The 18,158-nt window shown below is 53.1% G+C and carries 25 protein-coding genes and 1 riboswitch; of the genes, 15 read left to right on the forward strand and 10 right to left on the reverse strand.

The genetic code is table 11. The annotated features are described in order from the left end of the window. Window positions 1-55 precede the first annotated feature (55 nt). Window positions 56-1,060 (forward strand): toll/interleukin-1 receptor domain-containing protein, encoded by a 1,005-nt coding sequence (locus V7676_RS07530; RefSeq protein WP_335659075.1) that lies wholly within the window; start codon window positions 56-58, stop codon window positions 1,058-1,060. A gap of 16 nt (window positions 1,061-1,076) precedes the next feature. Here V7676_RS07530 and V7676_RS07535 read toward each other — a convergent pair whose 3' ends face one another. After that, entirely contained in the window at window positions 1,077-1,622 is a 546-nt protein-coding gene (locus tag V7676_RS07535; protein WP_335659076.1) for a DsrE family protein, read from the reverse strand. Window positions 1,623-1,765: 143 nt separating this feature from the next. Between V7676_RS07535 and V7676_RS07540 the strand changes: the two genes are divergently transcribed. The 3 genes from V7676_RS07540 to V7676_RS07550 are packed head-to-tail and all read left to right on the forward strand — an operon-like array spanning window position 1,766 to window position 4,349. Further along, entirely contained in the window at window positions 1,766-3,214 is a 1,449-nt protein-coding gene (locus V7676_RS07540; protein ID WP_335659077.1) for a cytochrome ubiquinol oxidase subunit I, read from the forward strand. 5 nt (window positions 3,215-3,219) lie between these two features. Further along, window positions 3,220-4,215, forward strand: a complete 996-nt coding sequence (gene cydB, locus V7676_RS07545; RefSeq protein ID WP_335659078.1) for a cytochrome d ubiquinol oxidase subunit II — start codon at window positions 3,220-3,222, stop codon at window positions 4,213-4,215. Next, window positions 4,215-4,349 (forward strand): DUF2474 domain-containing protein, encoded by a 135-nt coding sequence (locus tag V7676_RS07550; protein WP_335659079.1) that lies wholly within the window; start codon window positions 4,215-4,217, stop codon window positions 4,347-4,349. Before cydB ends, V7676_RS07550 begins: the two co-directional genes overlap by 1 nt. 30 nt (window positions 4,350-4,379) lie before the next feature. Here V7676_RS07550 and V7676_RS07555 read toward each other — a convergent pair whose 3' ends face one another. Continuing rightward, window positions 4,380-4,658 carry a DUF1971 domain-containing protein gene (locus V7676_RS07555; RefSeq protein ID WP_335659080.1) on the reverse strand — a complete coding sequence of 93 codons (279 nt, stop codon included), beginning with the start codon at window positions 4,656-4,658 and terminating at the stop codon, window positions 4,380-4,382. Between the two features lie 63 nt (window positions 4,659-4,721). Further along, window positions 4,722-5,189, reverse strand: a complete 468-nt coding sequence (locus V7676_RS07560) for a group III truncated hemoglobin (RefSeq protein WP_335659081.1) — start codon at window positions 5,187-5,189, stop codon at window positions 4,722-4,724. 82 nt (window positions 5,190-5,271) lie between these two features. Here V7676_RS07560 and V7676_RS07565 point away from each other — a divergent pair, with 82 nt between their 5' ends. After that, complete coding sequence (locus tag V7676_RS07565) at window positions 5,272-5,706, forward strand: RrF2 family transcriptional regulator (RefSeq protein WP_335659082.1); 435 nt, start codon at window positions 5,272-5,274, stop codon at window positions 5,704-5,706. 136 nt (window positions 5,707-5,842) lie between these two features. Here the strand turns inward: V7676_RS07565 and V7676_RS07570 are convergent, their stop codons facing one another. After that, window positions 5,843-6,280 (reverse strand): globin domain-containing protein, encoded by a 438-nt coding sequence (locus V7676_RS07570; protein ID WP_335659083.1) that lies wholly within the window; start codon window positions 6,278-6,280, stop codon window positions 5,843-5,845. 150 nt (window positions 6,281-6,430) lie between these two features. On the opposite strand from V7676_RS07570, the gene V7676_RS07575 reads away from it, so the two are divergent. Beyond that, entirely contained in the window at window positions 6,431-6,877 is a 447-nt protein-coding gene (locus V7676_RS07575) for an RrF2 family transcriptional regulator (protein ID WP_335659084.1), read from the forward strand. Between the two features lie 135 nt (window positions 6,878-7,012). After that, on the forward strand, window positions 7,013-7,456 hold the full coding sequence (locus V7676_RS07580) for a hypothetical protein (protein WP_335659085.1): 444 nt from the start codon (window positions 7,013-7,015) through the stop codon (window positions 7,454-7,456). A 275-nt stretch (window positions 7,457-7,731) separates the two neighbouring features. On the opposite strand, the gene V7676_RS07585 is transcribed toward V7676_RS07580, so the two are convergent. Then, window positions 7,732-7,917: a hypothetical protein gene (locus V7676_RS07585; protein ID WP_335659086.1), complete on the reverse strand. Its 186-nt coding sequence runs from the start codon at window positions 7,915-7,917 to the stop codon at window positions 7,732-7,734. A gap of 327 nt (window positions 7,918-8,244) precedes the next feature. On the opposite strand from V7676_RS07585, the gene sciP reads away from it, so the two are divergent. The 5 genes from sciP to V7676_RS07610 all read left to right on the forward strand — a co-directional run bounded on the left by sciP (window position 8,245) and on the right by V7676_RS07610 (window position 14,005). Further along, the gene (sciP, locus tag V7676_RS07590; RefSeq protein WP_335659087.1) at window positions 8,245-8,541 is read left to right on the forward strand and encodes a CtrA inhibitor SciP; all 297 of its coding nucleotides are present in this window, start codon (window positions 8,245-8,247) and stop codon (window positions 8,539-8,541) included. An 8-nt stretch (window positions 8,542-8,549) separates the two neighbouring features. Continuing rightward, the gene (locus tag V7676_RS07595; RefSeq protein ID WP_335659088.1) at window positions 8,550-9,785 is read left to right on the forward strand and encodes an EAL domain-containing protein; all 1,236 of its coding nucleotides are present in this window, start codon (window positions 8,550-8,552) and stop codon (window positions 9,783-9,785) included. Between the two features lie 70 nt (window positions 9,786-9,855). Next, window positions 9,856-9,966: riboswitch (TPP riboswitch) on the forward strand. Between the two features lie 40 nt (window positions 9,967-10,006). Continuing rightward, entirely contained in the window at window positions 10,007-11,926 is a 1,920-nt protein-coding gene (gene thiC, locus V7676_RS07600; RefSeq protein ID WP_335659089.1) for a phosphomethylpyrimidine synthase ThiC, read from the forward strand. A 216-nt stretch (window positions 11,927-12,142) separates the two neighbouring features. After that, entirely contained in the window at window positions 12,143-13,297 is a 1,155-nt protein-coding gene (locus V7676_RS07605) for a tetratricopeptide repeat protein (protein WP_335659090.1), read from the forward strand. Window positions 13,298-13,414: 117 nt separating this feature from the next. Further along, a complete protein-coding gene (locus V7676_RS07610; RefSeq protein WP_335659091.1) occupies window positions 13,415-14,005 on the forward strand; it encodes a hypothetical protein in 591 nt (196 codons plus the stop codon). 370 nt (window positions 14,006-14,375) lie between these two features. Here the strand turns inward: V7676_RS07610 and V7676_RS07615 are convergent, their stop codons facing one another. Beyond that, on the reverse strand, window positions 14,376-14,546 hold the full coding sequence (locus tag V7676_RS07615) for a CsbD family protein (RefSeq protein WP_335659092.1): 171 nt from the start codon (window positions 14,544-14,546) through the stop codon (window positions 14,376-14,378). A gap of 206 nt (window positions 14,547-14,752) precedes the next feature. Between V7676_RS07615 and V7676_RS07620 the strand changes: the two genes are divergently transcribed. Together V7676_RS07620 and V7676_RS07625 are read left to right on the forward strand one after the other, a co-directional pair. Beyond that, entirely contained in the window at window positions 14,753-15,205 is a 453-nt protein-coding gene (locus tag V7676_RS07620) for a hypothetical protein (RefSeq protein WP_335659093.1), read from the forward strand. A 531-nt stretch (window positions 15,206-15,736) separates the two neighbouring features. Beyond that, a complete protein-coding gene (locus tag V7676_RS07625; protein WP_335659094.1) occupies window positions 15,737-16,120 on the forward strand; it encodes a hypothetical protein in 384 nt (127 codons plus the stop codon). 52 nt (window positions 16,121-16,172) lie between these two features. Here V7676_RS07625 and V7676_RS07630 read toward each other — a convergent pair whose 3' ends face one another. Continuing rightward, window positions 16,173-16,418, reverse strand: a complete 246-nt coding sequence (locus tag V7676_RS07630; protein WP_335659095.1) for a hypothetical protein — start codon at window positions 16,416-16,418, stop codon at window positions 16,173-16,175. A 177-nt stretch (window positions 16,419-16,595) separates the two neighbouring features. On the opposite strand from V7676_RS07630, the gene V7676_RS07635 reads away from it, so the two are divergent. Next, complete coding sequence (locus tag V7676_RS07635) at window positions 16,596-16,979, forward strand: DUF6632 domain-containing protein (protein WP_335659096.1); 384 nt, start codon at window positions 16,596-16,598, stop codon at window positions 16,977-16,979. A gap of 57 nt (window positions 16,980-17,036) precedes the next feature. Here V7676_RS07635 and V7676_RS07640 read toward each other — a convergent pair whose 3' ends face one another. From V7676_RS07640 to V7676_RS07650, 3 genes are all read right to left on the reverse strand, one after another. Then, a complete protein-coding gene (locus tag V7676_RS07640; RefSeq protein WP_335659097.1) occupies window positions 17,037-17,186 on the reverse strand; it encodes a hypothetical protein in 150 nt (49 codons plus the stop codon). Between the two features lie 69 nt (window positions 17,187-17,255). Further along, entirely contained in the window at window positions 17,256-17,687 is a 432-nt protein-coding gene (locus V7676_RS07645; RefSeq protein ID WP_335659098.1) for a DoxX family protein, read from the reverse strand. Next, entirely contained in the window at window positions 17,684-18,112 is a 429-nt protein-coding gene (locus V7676_RS07650; protein ID WP_335659099.1) for an ion channel, read from the reverse strand. Before V7676_RS07650 ends, V7676_RS07645 begins: the two co-directional genes overlap by 4 nt. Window positions 18,113-18,158: the final 46 nt, after the last annotated feature.

Consider the following 18,158-nt stretch of genomic DNA (forward strand, 5'->3'; position numbering starts at 1 on the left):
CTGCAATCATTGTCAGACTATAAAGCGGCTTATAAAAATGGGATAAGGGACGGATATGGCAGACATTTTCATCAGCTACTCGCGCAATGACCGGGCCCGCTGTACTGCCATTCGAGACCATCTGGAGGCGCTGAAGGTCAGCGTCTGGTTTGATGCCGGCATTGGTGCCGGTTCCTCTTTTGACCGGGAAATTGAACGCGAGATAGCGGCAGCCAAAGCTCTGCTGGTGCTGTGGACCGAAGAGTCGGTTGAGTCCGACTGGGTTCGTAATGAAGCGCGCACCGGCAAAGAACGCAGCGGATTAATTGCGGTTCAACTGCGCGCTTGTCAGCTTCCTTTGGAATTCCGGTCGGTTCAGGCGGAAATATTGGAGGAAGGCGCAGAGGGCACAGATAATCTCGTCTGGCTCAATATCCTCAACCGCATTGGCGAGCTTTTGGATCGCCCCGGCCTTGCCGAATATGCGCGGCTTCGGGAAAAGGGCAGCAGCGATGACTGGAAAGCTTGGCTGAGCCGCTATCCAGCCGATCCTCTCGCGGGTAGCGTCATCGACCGCCTGATTGAAAGCGCGACCCCGGACACTAGCCAGCAATTGGCCCGCGAACGCGCCAAACGCGCAGCAATGGAAGCCGAGCTTGGCGAGTTGACCGCGGCATCCAAAGCGCAAGCGGGCGAATATGCCAGCAATGCACGCGAACTGGTTCGTCTGCGCCGCGAATTGGATCAGGCCCAATCCGGCCAAAAAGAAGCCGAAGCGGAACTGGAGCGTTTCCATACCGCCTCTGGTGGAAAATCCGGCGTTGATAGCGGGGGGTTGGCCGGACTGGGGATCGTGTTGGAAAATAAGGTCGCCCTGTATCTTGCCGCACTTTTGTGGGTGGTCGCGATCCGTTTTTGCTGGGAACCTTTGAGCCAGCTTATCAAAGGCTATGGCGGTCTTGGTGATGTGTTCTGGATCGTCTTCGGCATCGTCGCGCTGGCTGTACCAGCCGGATTGCTCACAATGAAAATCCTGCGCAAGCGCAAGGCTATGGCGGATGAAGAACAGCTCGCCGCCTAAACGCGTTATATCTGGCCTAAAACGGGTTCAGCGTATATCCTTTTTGTTGCAATAACACATGAGCGGTCATTGCCGATAATTGCATTTTCACACCGGGCAAAAGATCGGCATTGGTAATTTTATGCGCTGCGGCACTTTGCCCGCACATATGAAATTCAACGCCATGTTTTTGTAAGAGCGCAATCGCATCGGCGCTGCCATTGGCCGCGCCGTCATTATGGGCAGCATAAAACAGCTGATGGGTGAGATCGACCGACGCGCCGCCATGGACAACAATAGCAATCTTGATATTTTCGGGAGCTACGCCCGCTGCTACATGCAGGTTGATAAACCGCGCGGCGCTTTCAATGGTGCGATTAAGTTTGCCGGGATCGGCTGCTTTTGCCACATCAAAGGCGATGTTAAACTGGCTGTCTGCGGGAAGCGGAGCATCGGTCTGCACTTCGGCTGTCGGACCAAAATCATCAAATACAGGACCGGTCTTAAACCCTTCCATCTGCGCTAATGCGGGATGAGCCATTGCCAGTCCGCTGAAAAGAAGCGCCGCTTTAAGAAGTTTCATAATTATTCCTTTTTCCAGTTGTGTGCGATGCAACTTCAATCCGCTTCTTATCAAGTGCAGCTCTGTTGTAAAAGAACCGCTTAGGGACTAACTAGCTGCCAACGCATTTGAAATTCGATCCATCCCCAAAGGGGCAATTGACGATGTTTGAGCAGTTTGATGCCATATTATTAGCGCGTATCCAATTCGCGTTTACGATCAGTTTCCATTTTATCTTTCCGGCCTTCTCCATTGGTCTGGCCAGCTATCTGGCGGTGCTAGAGGGGCTATGGCTTAAAACCGGTCAGCAAGTGTATATGGACCTGTTCAAATATTGGATCAAAATATTTGCCGTGACCTTTGCCATGGGCGTCGTGTCCGGCATTGTTATGTCTTATCAGTTCGGGACCAATTGGGCTGTTTTCTCGGACAAGGCCGGGCCGGTTATCGGGCCGCTTATGGCCTATGAAGTGCTCACGGCCTTTTTTCTAGAGGCCGGTTTTCTGGGCGTCATGTTGTTCGGGATGAACAAGGTTGGCAAGAAACTGCATTTCACCGCGACCTTGATGGTGGCGCTTGGCACGTTCATCTCCGCCTTCTGGATTTTGAGCGTGAACAGCTGGATGCAGACACCGGTCGGGCATGAAATTGCGGCCAATGGCCAATTTGTGCCGGGTGACAGCTGGTGGACGATCATATTCAACCCGAGCTTTCCTTACCGCCTGTTTCACACGCTGATGGCCACTTATCTGACGACTGCCTTTGTCGTCGGCGGTGTCGGTGCATGGCATTTGCTCAAAGACAAGACCAACGCCCATGCCCGCAAAATGTTTTCGATGGCAATGTGGATGGCTGCACTCGTCGCGCCGGTGCAAATTTTTGCGGGCGACTTGCACGGGCTGAACACGCTCGAGCATCAACCGGCCAAAGTCATGGCGATGGAAGGCCATTATGACAGCCACCCCGATGGCGCGCCGCTTATCCTCTTTGGTATTCCGAACAGCGCAGAGAAGCGCGTGGATTATAAGATCGAGATTCCAAAGGCTTCGTCACTGATCCTCAAGCATGATCTCAATGCGCCACTTGATGGGCTTGATACTATTCCCGAAGCAGACCAGCCGCCGGTCGGCATTGTGTTCTGGTCGTTCCGGATCATGGTCGGCATTGGTTTTGCAATGCTGGGTATCGGGCTGTGGAGCCTGTTCGCGAGGTTTCGTAAAAAGCTATATGACTGGCCCTTGCTCCACCGCGCGGCGATAGTAATGGGGCCAGCGGGCTTTATCGCGGTAATCGCGGGATGGATTACCACCGAAGTCGGGCGGCAACCCTTTACCATCTATGGTTTGCTGCGCACTGCCGATAGCGCCTCTCCACTGGCGGCACCCGCCGTCGCGGTATCGCTCATCGCTTTTATCGTGGTTTATTTCTTCGTCTTCGGGGTCGGCACCTGGTATATCATGCGCTTGATGCGCCAGGCACCTCATGTGGGTGAGAAGGGCGTTAAATCGACCGAGACTGGACCCGTTCGGTCCGCCGGTATCACACCGGGGCCTGCCCAAAATGAAGCGCGTGCCTATGGACCATTTACCCCTCAACAGAAGCCAACGGAGTAGATGCTATGGATTTAACCGTCATCTGGGCCTTCATCATTGCTTTTGCTGTCTTTGCCTATGTGGTGATGGACGGGTTTGATCTGGGCATTGGCATATTATTCCCTGCCTTTAAGGTCGGAGAGGAACGCGATCAGGCGATGAACAGCATTGCACCCGTATGGGACGGCAATGAAACATGGCTGGTGCTGGGAGGCGGCGGTCTGCTCGCGGCTTTCCCATTGGCTTATGCGATCATATTGCCCGCGACCTATCCGCTCATCATCATCATGCTGTTGGGCCTTGTCTTTCGCGGGGTGGCTTTTGAATTTCGCTGGCGTGATCCCGGCCATCGCGCCTTTTGGGATTTCGCCTTTACCGGGGGTTCTTTTGCTGCGGCCTTTTCGCAAGGCATGATATTGGGCGCGCTGCTGCAAGGCGTGGAAGTCGCCGACCGCGCTTACGCGGGGAGCTGGTTTGACTGGTTCACACCCTATACTTTGCTCACCGGAGCGGGAACGGTTGCGGGCTATGCCTTGCTAGGCGCGACATGGTTGATCTGGAAAACCGAACATAGCGCGCAGGACATAGCGTACCGGCTCGCTAAGCCCGCTGCGATCGCAACGCTGGCACTTATGGCGGCGGTCAGCCTCTATACGCCGTTCCTCGACGGCCAATATTGGACGCGCTGGTTTGAAATGCCGAATATATTATTCGCCGCTCAGGTTCCGTTGCTGGTGCTGATCCTGACCTATTTTCTGTTTCGCGGACTATATAAGAAACAGGAAGCCGCTCCATTTCTGATTTCGCTCGGCCTATTTTTCCTTGGCATGGCCGGGCTCGGCGTTTCGATGTTCCCCTTTATCGTGCCGAACCAGATTACGATCTGGGATGCAGCGGTTCCCGAAAGCAGTCAGATTTTTATGCTGGTCGGTGTCGTGCTGATAGTACCGCTCATCCTCATCTATACTGGATGGGCTTATTGGGTGTTTCGCGGTAAGGTCGGTACGGACGGCTACCACTGATGACGCGTACCGACGAACAAACTGTCGATGACGCGCCGTTATGGAAACGGCTGGCGTGGATGGCCGCGATCTGGGCGATGAGCGTCACGGTTCTGGGTGTCGTCGCCTATATTTTACGGCTGTGGATCGCGTAACCTGATCCTCGCTACCACTAAACAGGCTGATTATTTGTAAAACTCGACCTTGAAGCGCACGGGTCCCGATATTTTTACATGATGCGGTTCTTCGGGGCTGACAATGTCAAATTCTCCCGCTTTGAGCAGGGCGGAGTGCGGTGATGGGCCGGGGATTATATATTGTAACTGCCCCTCCAACACGCAAATCCGGCCCCATGTTCCGGCCTTTGTCGTGTGCAGATTCGTCAGCTTTTCCGGAACAGTGGTTTCGGTAAAGACAGGTGTTTCAGAATATTTGCTGACGCTATCAGGGAGCGACCGTTTCATAGAGATACTCCAATTTTTCCTGTGGCTATCCTCAAATTTCCGCTCTGAACAGCCATGTTCGTTTCATCTAGAAACATTATTCATCTCCTTTTTGCGCGGGGGCTTGGGAAGCCCGTCGCGATGGATGGAAATCCCTATGGTAAGACTTTCTGCAATCCGTTGTGCCCGTTCCAGAAGGAATTGGCGCGCACTGGCTTGCGGCATGATTTCTTCCAACGTCTGTTCGAACAGCGTCAGCCAATGGTCAAAATGACGTTTCTCGATGTCCGGTATAGCGATATGTTTGATCATCGGATTGCCGCGGAAACGGCCGGATTCAATCGCAATCGAAGTCCAGAAATCGACCATCCGTGCCAGATGGACAGGCCAGTTGGATATTTTGCTGCTAAAAATAGGCCCCAAAAGTGCGTCTTTCCGGATCCGGCCATAGAAATTATCGACCATCTCGGTGATACGTTCTTCGGTAATGCCAAGCGCCGCAGCATGGTGGGCTTTTTCTTCTCTTGCAGCGATGGAATCCGGGTGGGCCATGATCTCGACTCTTATATGATGTATTTAATATGCCTCTTATACATCACTTGAAGGCTAAAGCAATATATAATATGCATCTTATATGAGATTAACCACACAGACCGATTACGCCCTGCGCATGTTGATGTTTTTGGCGATTAACGAGGGCAATCAGACCATTGATGATATTGCCACGGCTTATGGTATTTCCAAAAACCATCTGATGAAGGTGGCCCAACGGCTTGCCGCAGCGGGACTGATCGATAGCCAGCGGGGCAGGGGCGGCGGCCTATCGCTATCGTCGGCACCAGAGGACATCAACGTCGGCCATGTGGTGCGATTGATGGAGGAAACCAGCAAATTTGTTGAATGTCAGACGGGCGCTGCCAATAGCTGCGTGATTACACCGGCATGCGGGTTGGTGCATATATTGTCCGATGCACTCGAACTATTTCTGTCCCATCTGGACCGGTTCGCGTTGAGCGATATTATTAAAAATCGCAAAGGGTTGGAAAAGATATTTAGCTTTAGCGGATAGGCCTTGATCATTATTGGGCCTTGATCAGAGCCTCATAGTCAAAATGCAAAAAGCCATGCTGCCTTGAACATTTCAGAGGCAGGATGGCTTTTGCAGATTTGCTACTTGCATTTACTTTGGCGGGATTCTGGCGTGCTTATTGAGCATATGCCTCTTCTTCTTTGCCGATGAGAATATCCGCGAGGAACCAGTAAGCTTCGCCCCATGCGGCGAGAATTTCGTCGGTTGCCGCTTCTTTCAATACGTCGCGGATGGCAGGTAGAAGAGCTTCGGCAACATAAGGATAATGCTCGCGCTTTACACCTGTTTCAACATGGCGGGTGACAATGCGCTCAACCGGACCGCCGAGCGCTTCGAGCTTGTCGATATTCTGGGCATAAGCCAAGATCGCCGCTGCAAGGCGTTTGGGCTGCTCACCACTTTCCTGCGCGGCCTGATCAAAAAGCGCCTTTACGTCTTCGTTTACGAACAGCCGTTCATACATGCGTGTTGTGATGGCGACACCGTGCTGCTGCAACGCGGGCGCAGTTGCTTTAACAAGTGCGATGGTTTCTGCGCTCAATGGTTTGCTCATATAATTCACCTTTCAATCGTGGCTGATATTTAAAAACTGTGGTGGCCTTGGACATTCGCTTCATCAATGTATTTGTGATACATCTATAGGCGATCAATTAATGATGCAATAAGAATATATGATTGAGACAGTTTTCAGGATATCCGCCCCATGCAGCTGACCCGCCACGCCGATTATGCCTTGAGAGTGCTGCTCTATCTCGGCAAACAAAATGACCGGATTTGTTCTATCAGAAACATTTCCGAAGCTTATGGCATCTCGCACAACCATTTGATGAAGGTCGTCCATGAGCTTGGAAAAGAGGGCTATTTGATCAGTGCGCGCGGACGCTATGGCGGTATCCGGCTATCGCAGCCGGCGGCCGAGATCAACATTGGTGATGTTCTGCGCAAGATGGAAAAAGACTTCCAGCTTGTCGACTGCGGCTCTTGCCGGATAGGCGGAGGATGCGGTCTGCAGGGTGTTATCAATGAGGCGCTGGCGGCATTTCTGGGCGTTTTCCAACGCTATTCGCTTCAAGATATCCTCGATCAATCACCGCAGATTGAAAAAATGCTCCAGCTGATGACGACAAGTGAGACCGGGGGAGCCGCTTAACCAAAGGTGCAGCATAGCGCTTCATGGAGCGAAACATGATTGGTTCAATATCGGGAAATATGATAAGATTGGCGCTTGCCTAAGCGGTAGGACATTTTGTCTTATTCTTACTTTTTCTCATAGAGGAATTTGCCCGTGAGTGACCCCACCGACGTATTTGCTTGGCTTCGGCTTGACGATCGAACGACGACCTCTGGCCAACCGACCGAACAACAATTAGCGGACATCAAAGCACTGGGTGTAACCCATGTCATTAATCTAGCACTTCATACGCATGAAAAAGCCCTGCCGGATGAAGCAACCAGTGCACGAGATTACGCGACCTTCATGGCGTATGTTATGAGAGGGATGGATATGTCCCTCCAACTTCAGCGAGAAATGATCAAACTGGTCAATATTGAGGAAGATGGCATCCCTTTCTGTTTAGGCTGGCAGGTCATTCAAGGTCTTGAAGGCAGCGGCTACGCGCTGCAACATACGGGGGCTGACGCGGGAGCCCGAAGCATTGCAATAATCTACCCGGAAACCTCTCCGTATCTGGAAACATCAATCGGTTGTGCCGCTTTCACGCGCCCGTAACTCGTACGCATATGTCTCTAGCAGGCAATAAGAAGCTATCAGCTTTTTCTCGTTGCCCAACATGATGAAAGGCAATGCGCTCTTTTTAGGAGCGGTTGACGTCATTAATTATGACCATTGCTGCCGTGTTTGGCGCGATAGGTTATCCTAATTAGCAAAAATTACGGCGGCTTTTTAGGAGAAGAAATATGTCCATTGTTCGTCGGCAAACGCCGCAAAAAGCGGACACCAGCCAAATCTATAGAAGTTCGTGAAGTTTGCAGCTTTTACCGCCGTTATCCGTCCCGCAATATGTCGGTCACTTCTTCCAAAGAACCACGAACGCGTAGCAGTTGATCCTTGCCAAACACGATCAGACATTCGTCATCTAAATTGTCGACCAAGCGCACAAATTGAACGATTTCCGGATTGACCGAGATTTCATTACCGCGTTTGTCCATTAAGGTGACGAAGGGTATCATTATTGTTCCTTTTTTTAGCGCGGGATGGCCATGTTGCTGCTATCTTCACGTATTATTCTAATAGTCCACTAACATGGTAAAAGCCAACCTCCGTTTCAGGAATTTCAGACAACCGGCCTCCATTTCCAGACGCCAATTGTCCCGGTCCCCTCACGCAAATATTCCTCAATTCTCTACCCAATAATTCCGTCGCGCGACAATTGCGACCAACCGCACGTGTCATAAGTTGTTAACTACAAAAATTTAGTCGCGCTTAACATTCTCGGCGCATTTTCATGGACGGGCATAGGAACAGGGTAACGCCGAAAGGCAGAATTGAGGTTCCATATGAAACATGTAACAATACCAAGAGCAAACAGAGTTATCGGGCCGCTTGGGGAAGCGCTCGCTGAGCATGACTTACCGCCTGCGGACACAACCCGCTGGGTTATCCGCCGCAAGGCAGAGGTCGTGGCTGCGGTAAATGGCGGGCTGTTGACCAGTGATGAAGCGTGTGAACGCTATCAATTGTCGCTGGAGGAACTTATCTCCTGGCAGCAGGCGATTCATCGTTCCGGTATGACGGGCCTGCGCATTACCCATTTGCAGAAATATCGCGATCGCGGTCCCAATTATAATATGTGACGGGGGTGATGCGACAGATTGAAAAACCTGATCGTGTCGCTTTCCCCCTTTCTGATTTCATAGTTTCGCCCGGCCTTGTGCTGGCGGCGAAACGCAATCTATTGAGAAAAATCATGTCCAGTGCCAAAGTCATTATTGTCGAAGAAGAAAACGCGCTTTCCCGGTCATTACAGGACGATCTGGAAGCGCATGATATTTCGGTCGCCTGCGTATTTTCCAAATTGGATGAAGATGCCAGTATGGTCTTTGGGCCGGATGCGCTGATCATTGACCCCAAAAGCATGCGCGAAAATGGCCGGGGTCTGCTCGACCGGTTTGCCGGATTGCGATCCTCGCTGCCGGTGATATTGACACCCAACCCGAAAGATAGCGGGGATGACGAGTTGGCTTTTAATGCTGCCAGCGTCGTGCAGCGGCTGCAAAAACCCTATACAGTGCCGACCTTATGCAATCTTATCGAACGGATGGCAGACGTCAGCGGCCATGCGGTCAACGATCTCGATTATGTCTGCGCGCTGGTGGAAACGGATCGTTTGCTTCCCAATCTCTCGGTGGAGTTTCAGTCCAAACAGTCTTTGAAGAATGACAAGATCGTGGGCTATGAGGCGCTAACCCGTGTGAAGACGCGGCGGGCGCTTAATCCGGGGATCATCTTTTCCGATCTGGTTGATATTGCGGTGGAGGTTGAGGCGACATTGGTGGTGGTGGATGAATCCATCCGGCTCGCCACCGCTTTGGCCAAGCGCGGTAAGCCGGTTCCGGTTTCCTTTAATTGCAGCGCGATTTTGATGACCTATCGCCGGTTTGTCGATGCGGTGATCAGCCGGCTGAAACATGCCGACGTGCCGCCCAATGCCTTGATGCTGGAAATTACCGAAGAAGCCCGCGTCGTCGATGTCGATCGGCTGGCGGCTGTATGCCACATGTTGCGCGGTCATGGCCTGAGCATTTCGATTGATGATTATGGCACCGGCCTTGCCAATCTGGAGCGGATTGCGAAAATTCCGTTTGACGAGCTGAAGATCGACAAGACGATATTCAACGCCTGTTATGATGGCGATATTCCTATTTCTCTGCTGTCCTCGATGCTGGAATTTTGTCGCGGTCGTAAGGCGCGATCAGTGATCGAGGGAATTGAAACCACCCATCATCTGGCACAGGCGCGGCTCTTGGGTGCGGATTTCGGGCAGGGTTTTTACTGGGGCTGTGCGGTTCCGCCGAAATATTTCGTGCCCGGCTGGTAATTTTCCGCCTTATCTATCGCAACCATATATATTCTTCGCTGGACCTTATGCCATCGGGCCACTAACTTGCGACTCATCCCCGGGGAGCCTGTGCGCAAAAGCAGGTTGAGAGCGGAATAAACCGCGACCCGTTGAACCTGATCCCGTTAACCCGGGCGGAGGGAGGGAGCGGTTTTAGACAAAAATCCCGCCTCTTCACTCTGCTAGCTGGAGTAAAGAATATGGCCGACCTACCCGCAAAAACCGAAATTGGCGTCACCACTGGCCCGATTAGCGGTTCCAAAAAGATACACGTAGCGGCGCATAGCGGCTCCGGCATTCGCGTTGCGATGCGCGAAATCCAGTTAGAAGGCGGCGAGGCTCCGGTGCGGGTTTATGACACATCCGGTCCTTATACCGATCCCGATGTCCTGATCGACATTTCCACCGGCCTCAACGAGCTACGCAGCCCGTGGATCCGCGCGCGCGGTGATGTCGAGGAAGTCACCCAGCGGGAGATTAAACCCGAAGATAATGGCCAGCTTGGCCCCGACCGTAGCGGCGGCGTGGCACCTTTCCCGAATGTTCGCCGCAAAGTGCTGCGCGCGAAGCCGGGCATGAATGTCAGCCAGATGCATTACGCCCGTCAAGGTATCATCACCCCCGAAATGGAATATGTCGCAGAGCGTGAAAATCTCGGGCGGGAGCGTCTGAAAGAATATAAGCGCGATGGCGAAAGCTTTGGTGCGTCGATCCCCGATTATGTCACACCTGAATTTGTCCGCGATGAAATTGCACGGGGCAGGGCGATCATTCCGAACAACATTAACCACCCTGAATCCGAACCTATGGCGATTGGCCGCAACTTCCTCGTGAAGGTGAACGCCAATATCGGTAACAGCGCGGTCGCATCCGATGTGGCGGCAGAGGTCGACAAGATGGTCTGGTCGATCCGCTGGGGCGGCGATACCGTGATGGATCTGTCCACCGGCCGCAACATCCACGACACACGCGAATGGATCATCCGTAACGCGCCTGTGCCCATCGGGACAGTGCCTATCTATCAGGCGCTGGAAAAAGTCGGCGGCGTGGCCGAAGACCTGACGTGGGAAATTTTCCGTGATACATTGATCGAGCAAGCCGAGCAGGGCGTCGATTATTTCACCATCCATGCTGGCGTGCGTCTGCCCTATGTTCCGATGGCGGCCAAGCGCGTTACCGGTATCGTCTCGCGCGGCGGGTCGATCATGGCGAAATGGTGCCTTGCCCATCATAAGGAAAGCTTCCTCTACGAGCATTTCGACGACATTACGGAAATCATGAAGGCCTATGACATTGCGTATAGCTTGGGCGATGGCCTGCGCCCCGGTTCGATTGCCGATGCCAATGACGAAGCACAATTCTCCGAGCTTTATACGCTGGGCGAACTGACCCACCGCGCATGGAAATCCGATGTGCAGGTAATGATCGAAGGGCCCGGCCATGTGCCGATGCACAAGATTAAAGAAAATATGGAAAAGCAGCTTGAAGTTTGCGGCGAGGCACCTTTCTATACGCTTGGACCGCTAACCACCGACATCGCGCCCGGCTATGACCATATTACCAGCGGCATTGGTGCGGCGCAAATCGGTTGGTATGGCACCGCGATGCTTTGCTATGTCACGCCCAAAGAGCATCTGGGCCTGCCCGACCGCGACGATGTGAAAGTCGGCGTTGTCACCTATAAGCTGGCCGCCCATGCGGCTGATTTGGCGAAGGGCCATCCGGCGGCACAGGTCCGCGATGATGCGCTGTCGAAAGCGCGGTTCGAGTTCCGCTGGCGCGACCAGTTCAACCTCAGCCTCGACCCCGATACGGCGATGCAATATCACGACCAGACGCTTCCCGCAGAGGGCGCAAAGACCGCGCATTTCTGTTCCATGTGTGGGCCTAAATTCTGTTCGATGAAGATCAGCCAAGAAGTCCGCGACTTTGCCAGCAAGCAGAACCAGAGCGCCGAAGGCTTTATCGCCAGCGAAAAACTGGGCGCGGAAACCGCAGCGGCGAGTAAAGCGGCTGCCGAAGAAGGTATGCGCGAAATGGCGAAAGTCTATAAGGACAAGGGCGACCGGTTGTATTTGCCGGAGGATGAGGTGGCAGAGAAGGTTGAGCCTGCGGAATAGGGCGGGGCTTCTACAATCTCGTCATCCTGAACTCGTTTCAGGATCCATCTATTCGATCGCATAGGCTGAACAGAGATGCGCGATGGATGCTGAAACAGCTTCAGCATGACGGAATAGCATGAAGAATTGTGTCGACAGTGTAACATTTGAATGAGCCAAGGGAATTAAGTGCACTGTCACCGTAATTTCAGCATATTATTGGGGGGCTAAACTATCATGACATTTAACCATTTCCGTGATTCCGATCTGGACAAAAATCCGGCATCGGCGGCCGCGATTGTCAGTTTGTTACTGGCCTTTGCACTTTTGGCTCTGCTTGGTGTGCCCGCATCGGCTCAAAGCAGCAATGCTTCGTCTGCGGCAACCGTAACCGCAAAGACGCTGTATGATGCCAACGCCGCGCCGCGCTATAATCGCGAATGCGCTTCTGGTTCCGCGGCGGCTTGCCATTTTTACGGCCTCTACCTCGACGCGATTCACAAGCAAGGCGGCAACGCCGTGATCAGCAAAAGCAACGCAAATCGCGATAGAAAGATCTATTTTGGGAAAGCCTGCGATCTTGGAAACGGACCATCATGCGGCATGGCTGGCGGACAACATTCTTCCTTCGTTCCTACAGCGGAAAGAAATTATGCCAAGGCGATGAGTTATTTCGTCAAGGGCTGCACCCTGAATGACGTTGACAGTTGTTTCTCGCTCGGGGTGATGAATGTGAATGGATATGGCACCGCCAAAAACCAGTCGCGTGCCTTCGGCTATTTTGAAAAGGCATGTCTGGCCGGGTCGTCGGACGGTTGTGAAGAAGCGCGCCTTTCGGGTGCCATTATCATCCAGTCCCCGACGGCGAATGCCCCGACACCGAATCTCAACGCGCGCATTCTGCGCGTTTTCGGGAAGGGATGTGCTTTGAATCGGGGGCTTCATTGTCAGGGCGCGGCCATGCGCTATGCCGGCGTTATCAAGGGCACGCCCAAAAACCCCGCTTTGGCGCGCAAATATTACCTGCTCGGGTGTAAACTCGACATGGTGGAATCCTGCTTCATCAGCGCTGACATGAGCGGGAAAGCCGAAGGCGGCCCGCAGAATGTGGATGTTACGATTGAAAATTTTGATAAGGCCTGCCGGCTAGGCGACGACGAAGCCTGCATCATTAGAGATCGTATCGTCAAATCCGACCGTGAATATTGGGTAAGTATCAACCAAAAGTCCATGGACATGCAGACCGTAGAACGAGCTTGGCAGACTTACCATGACCGCCAAAAAGAGCAGCGCAAAACAGAACACTGCGTAAAATATTACGGCAGGACCAATGCACCTTATACGGTCTGTTATTCGCAATCTTACGCGCGTAGCCATGGCTGGATCAAATAGAATTAGAATTACGGTGACAGTGCACATCTGACAATATGCTATCCCTCACTCCTCACAATCAAGCCTCCGAATGGCCCTATACAGGCAACCATTCCCCCTCAAGCGAGTAGCCAAAATATGAAGCATATCCTGTCCCTTGTGCCGTTCGCGTTACTGGCGGCTTGTTCATCGCAGTCGGCGCCTGATGCCGATCCGGTGGCGGATGATCTGTCGTCTGCCGCACCGCCCGCGCCCGAAGCATCTGTGCCGGAACAGACCGCGCCCGTTCCAACACAATCGACAAATATCCTGTCGCTCACCGGTCTCGGTGATTTGCGCATTGGTGAGCCGGTTCCTGCCACTAGCAATTGGAGCGCGCGTGGGGCGCAGGCGTCGGACGAGTGTATTATTATGTCTTCGCCTGATTATGCCGGCGCCTATGCGATTGTCGAAGGCGGCGCAGTGCAGCGCATCTCGATTGGCGATCGCTCGCCGGTCAAGCTAGCCCAAGGCATTGGTCCCGGTGCCAGCGAAGCTGCGGCCAAGAAATATTTCCCCTTTCCCGAGACACCGCATAAATATGAGGATGCTCCGGCCAAATATCTGACCGCGCCCAATGCCGACAGCGGGGACGCCGCGCTGCGCATTGAAATCGGTAGCGATGGCAAGGTCAGCGTGATCCACGTGGGAACCATGCCGGTGCTCGCCTATGTTGAGGCTTGTTCGTAAGCGCGGGCGTTTTTGCTGCGGACGCTGGAACCGGTATTCCTTCTTACAGTAACCGTCACCCTAAAAACTAATCGTCATCCTGAACTTGTTTCAGGATCTATCCATATTGTCGTGCAGTTATCCTGTTCCATGGGACGGTAATGGGCGTGCAATGGATGCTGAAACAAGTTCGGCATGACGAATGTTTGGGATGAAGCTCCTATTTTGACAGGGACTTCATTCCAACCCGCTCCCGAACCCCCAAACCAAACCAAAAAAAGCCGCCCCGTGAGGGACGGCTTTTCCTTCGATGCTGCAATCGGGAGGGTGGGGGAGAGATAACAGCACCGAGGTAAGGTGGTAATTGGGATGTAACAGGGTTTAAAGAATGTTAGATATCGTCGCCCAAAGCGCCCTTCACTGCGCCTTTGACTTGTTGACCCTTGCCCTTGATTTCTTGCGCTTTGCCTTTTGCGCGGGTTTCGGGATCATTGCTATGTTGTTTGGCTTTGCCAACGGCTTCGTTCACATTGCCTTTCACTTTATCTACAAGTTCGCCCATATTCTTCGTCCTTCTGTTGAGCCGGATTGCCGGCCCGTTGGGGGATGTGCCTGCGATATTGCCTGCACAATGAATAAATGCGCGAGCGGCGAGATGGTTCCCGCGTCACAACAGATTGGCGATAAATAAAAACGGTTCGGCGCATTGCTGGACGGGATGGGCAAAAAAGTTCAGGGTAACGCGCGTCATTATCGGAGATTATATATATGCGTTCCTTCATCAAAATGCCCCTGACCGCTATTGCCATAGTGGCGCTAAGTGCCTGTGCCGCCAGCGAAGCCCCCGCCGCAGAGCCCGACGTCGATAGCGCCGACACCGAAACCGCTGATACCGTCACAGATGCCAGCAAGCCCGCCGTAGATCACACCAAAGGAGGACAGAGCCAGCGAGTCACCATCGCCGGTTTTGAATGCGGCGATAACTGCTATCTCGACTACAGCCCGTTCGCCCAGCCGGATAGCGAGGCAGGGGATATGATGAGCGCCCTATGCAGCGTCGACCTGTGCTCCGACTGGTTCAGCGATCAAGCAATGCCCCCCGAATTTATCGGACGTACCGCCACCATCGTCGTGAAACTAGGCAAGCAATATGACAATGAAGGCAATGTTATGAGCGATGATTTTCCGGAGATTGTCAGTTTGGTGGTTGAGGGGGAGTAATTAGGTACGGGCGGTAGCTGCTTGGGTAGCGGGCGACACCTACCTGTATTCGTCATCCTGAACTTGTTTCAGGATGACGAGGGAGGGGGATGATGAGAGTTATGAGCGATTTTAAAAACTCGCTTGGGAATTGGCTTGGCAGATGGCTGGAATTATCCTTCCCAACCGTCGGGAGAGTGCGGCGCATCAATTATCTCTTTAGTAAATGATGAGTGCCTATAAAATCGCTCGCTATTTTCAATTAAATGATATTTAAGCATAATAATCAAGTGAAAGCACGAATATTATGGATCGAAATATAAGGCTATTTGGACCAATTTGGATTATAGTTGCGATATTGATGATTATATTCGTTCCCGCGAATGAATCGCTGCGCTTGATGTTGAAAGTAACAACAATTGTCGCATTAATCGCTGTTATCAGGGCTTGGGTGCGATAGGAAGTTTGTGGTGTATATCGAACGTACAGGTTGATGCGTTCGCTTATGCTGTGCCCGCATGATTTTCTAGAGATTGCTCACATGATGATCTTGTGAAACAGCTCCACCTAAAAAAACCTTTCCTACATCACCCCAAATATGGCTTAATCGCCGCGATGATCCCCCATGTCCCAAACCCTGCGCCCCTTATCGGCGCCACGTTGCTAGCCGGAACCGCCGGTTCTCCTGCATCATCGGGCGTGCCGGCGATGTCCAATATCAGGGCTGGCATTGGCGGTAGCGCAAAGGTCACACTCGAATGGCTGTTCCAGCGCATAAGGTCGGGCCGCTACCGCCCCGCGCTGCGTGCCGGGCTTGTTGTTAGGATAGCCGGAAACTCTCGGAATAGCGCGCTTTTATCGGCTTTGGCGCAGCTCAAAAGCGTCACCCCGCAGAAGGATGATGCGGACGCGGGGCAGGGAGGTCACGGGAAATAAAATGGCCGTTCGGTGTGAATTTCATGGAGCCCCAAGACGCCCGTTGCGGCCGCTAAATCTCGCTTTCATCCACGATCGGGCGGCTTTCTCTTGTGCCTTTCATCCGGCTGGTGGGATCATTTTCATCGGCACTGATGATGACATAATCTTCATGCACTTCGAGCAATGTACCGACAAAAGGAAAGTCATCCATATTGGTCACGCGGTAGGAAACGGAGTCGCCGACCTTGAATGTCTTTTCGTCAAAGTTGAAGGCGAAGGGGCAATCTTCCTCGCCCGCGCTGTCCATGCCAATCATCTATTCCGCCTCTTCCATCTTGATTTGTTGGTTTGGCGGCAATTATGAACGCATGTCCCGGAAGGTCAAGCAAGAAAATGACGATCTCGCCAGCCGTCCTCTGTCGCCGCCCGCCGATTTGCTTTCGGTCGGGATTAGGAGTAAATTCCCTCCCGGGTCGCCTTGAGGGAGGCATATATGACAGGACGCTTTAACTATTTAAAGGCAGCTTTGGTGCTGTTCGGCGTAATTTTTTGTCTGATTTATCCGCTGGCTCTAGTCTGGCCGTCCGGCTGGAAATGGCATGAAGGCGCACCGGTGGCTTCGCAATATTATATGATGATCGTTGGGGTTTATGCGACTTTGGGCATATTCCTGATCCGCGCGGCGAAAAATCCGGCGGCGAATCTCTCGCTTATCTGGTTCACCATCTGGTCGAGTGTGGTCCATGCCGCGATCATGGCGGTCCAATCGCTGGAAAATCCGGAACATATGGGGCATATGCTGGGCGATGTACCGGCCTTGTTGCTGGTCGCGGTCGTGCTCGGTATATTGGTGCGCGGGCAAGAGAGCGCGCGATAAAGATAAACCGGTATCGGTCCGGTGTTGTGCCGGACCGATACCGTTTCTTGTTCGCCCTCAGCTCAGGGCAGGGATGATCCAGACGATCGTCATGGCAATTAACGCGGCAACCAAGGAAACCGCCAAGACCCAGCGTACCCCTTGCGGGCTGGCCTTGCTGCCGGCTTCTTCTTCTGTGACCGAGACTTCATCTCCGTGGCGTTCCATATATTTTTCCTTCCAAAACTGCCCTCCTCAACAGAGTATAGCATATTCGGAAGACAAAGTTCAAAAGGGCTATGTTCGGCGGCGAAACGGCCAGTTGATAACCCCGCCAGCGATCAGCGCCCACCAGATAAACACCGGCTGAAACAACAGGCGCGGACCGTGATAGGCCCAGCTCGCAGTCTGGCCTCCGATCGCGATATTATGGATGGCATGGTTGATATTGGCCGGAAATACGCAAAGCGCATAAAGCGCCAGTCCAATGCCGGCGGCATAGCGGATATGCGGGACCAGCTTGGGCGGGATCAGCAGGCCGATCGCACCGGCAATTTCTGCCACACCGGTTAGGAAGATCACCTGTTCGGGAAACGGCACCCAGTTCGGCGTGATGGCGAGGAACCCGCCGGGGCTTTTGATATGGGCAATGCCCGCGATGAAATAGGCGATGGCAAGGAGCAAGCGGAATAGCCGGCGCATGAGGGAGTCTTGGGGAGATGGGTTCATCGGCGGCGACCCATTCGGGCAACCACAGTGACAAAGAAAGCGGTCGACCAACCCAGAAGTATGACACCATTCACGCCCTCAATCGCCGCCACCATACGCCATGTTTCGGCAAAGCCATCGTCATCATAGCCGGTGGTCGCATAGGTGATGGTCGAAAAATAAATCGCATCGGGCAGGGTAGGCAAAGCTTCGAGCAACAGAAAGACAAAGGCATAGATCCATATTTCAATGCCATGCAAAATGAATAACCCCAAAACGAGGCCCAAGGTCACGGCAATCCCGCGCAGGGACATCGGATGGATATGATCCTGCGCTTCTTCCCGCGCTTCGATCTGCAGCAACCGGCCCAGCGTGAAAATGCCGGTACCGTGGATCAGGACGGTTAGGAGGACCATGACGGTGCTGACGAAGAGCTCTGGAAACATGGCCGGACTGTTCGCAAGGACAAGTGTGCCCGTCAAGGGGTGATTG

Source organism: Parasphingorhabdus sp., assembly GCF_036963805.1.
In the GTDB taxonomy this organism is placed as follows: domain Bacteria; phylum Pseudomonadota; class Alphaproteobacteria; order Sphingomonadales; family Sphingomonadaceae; genus Parasphingorhabdus.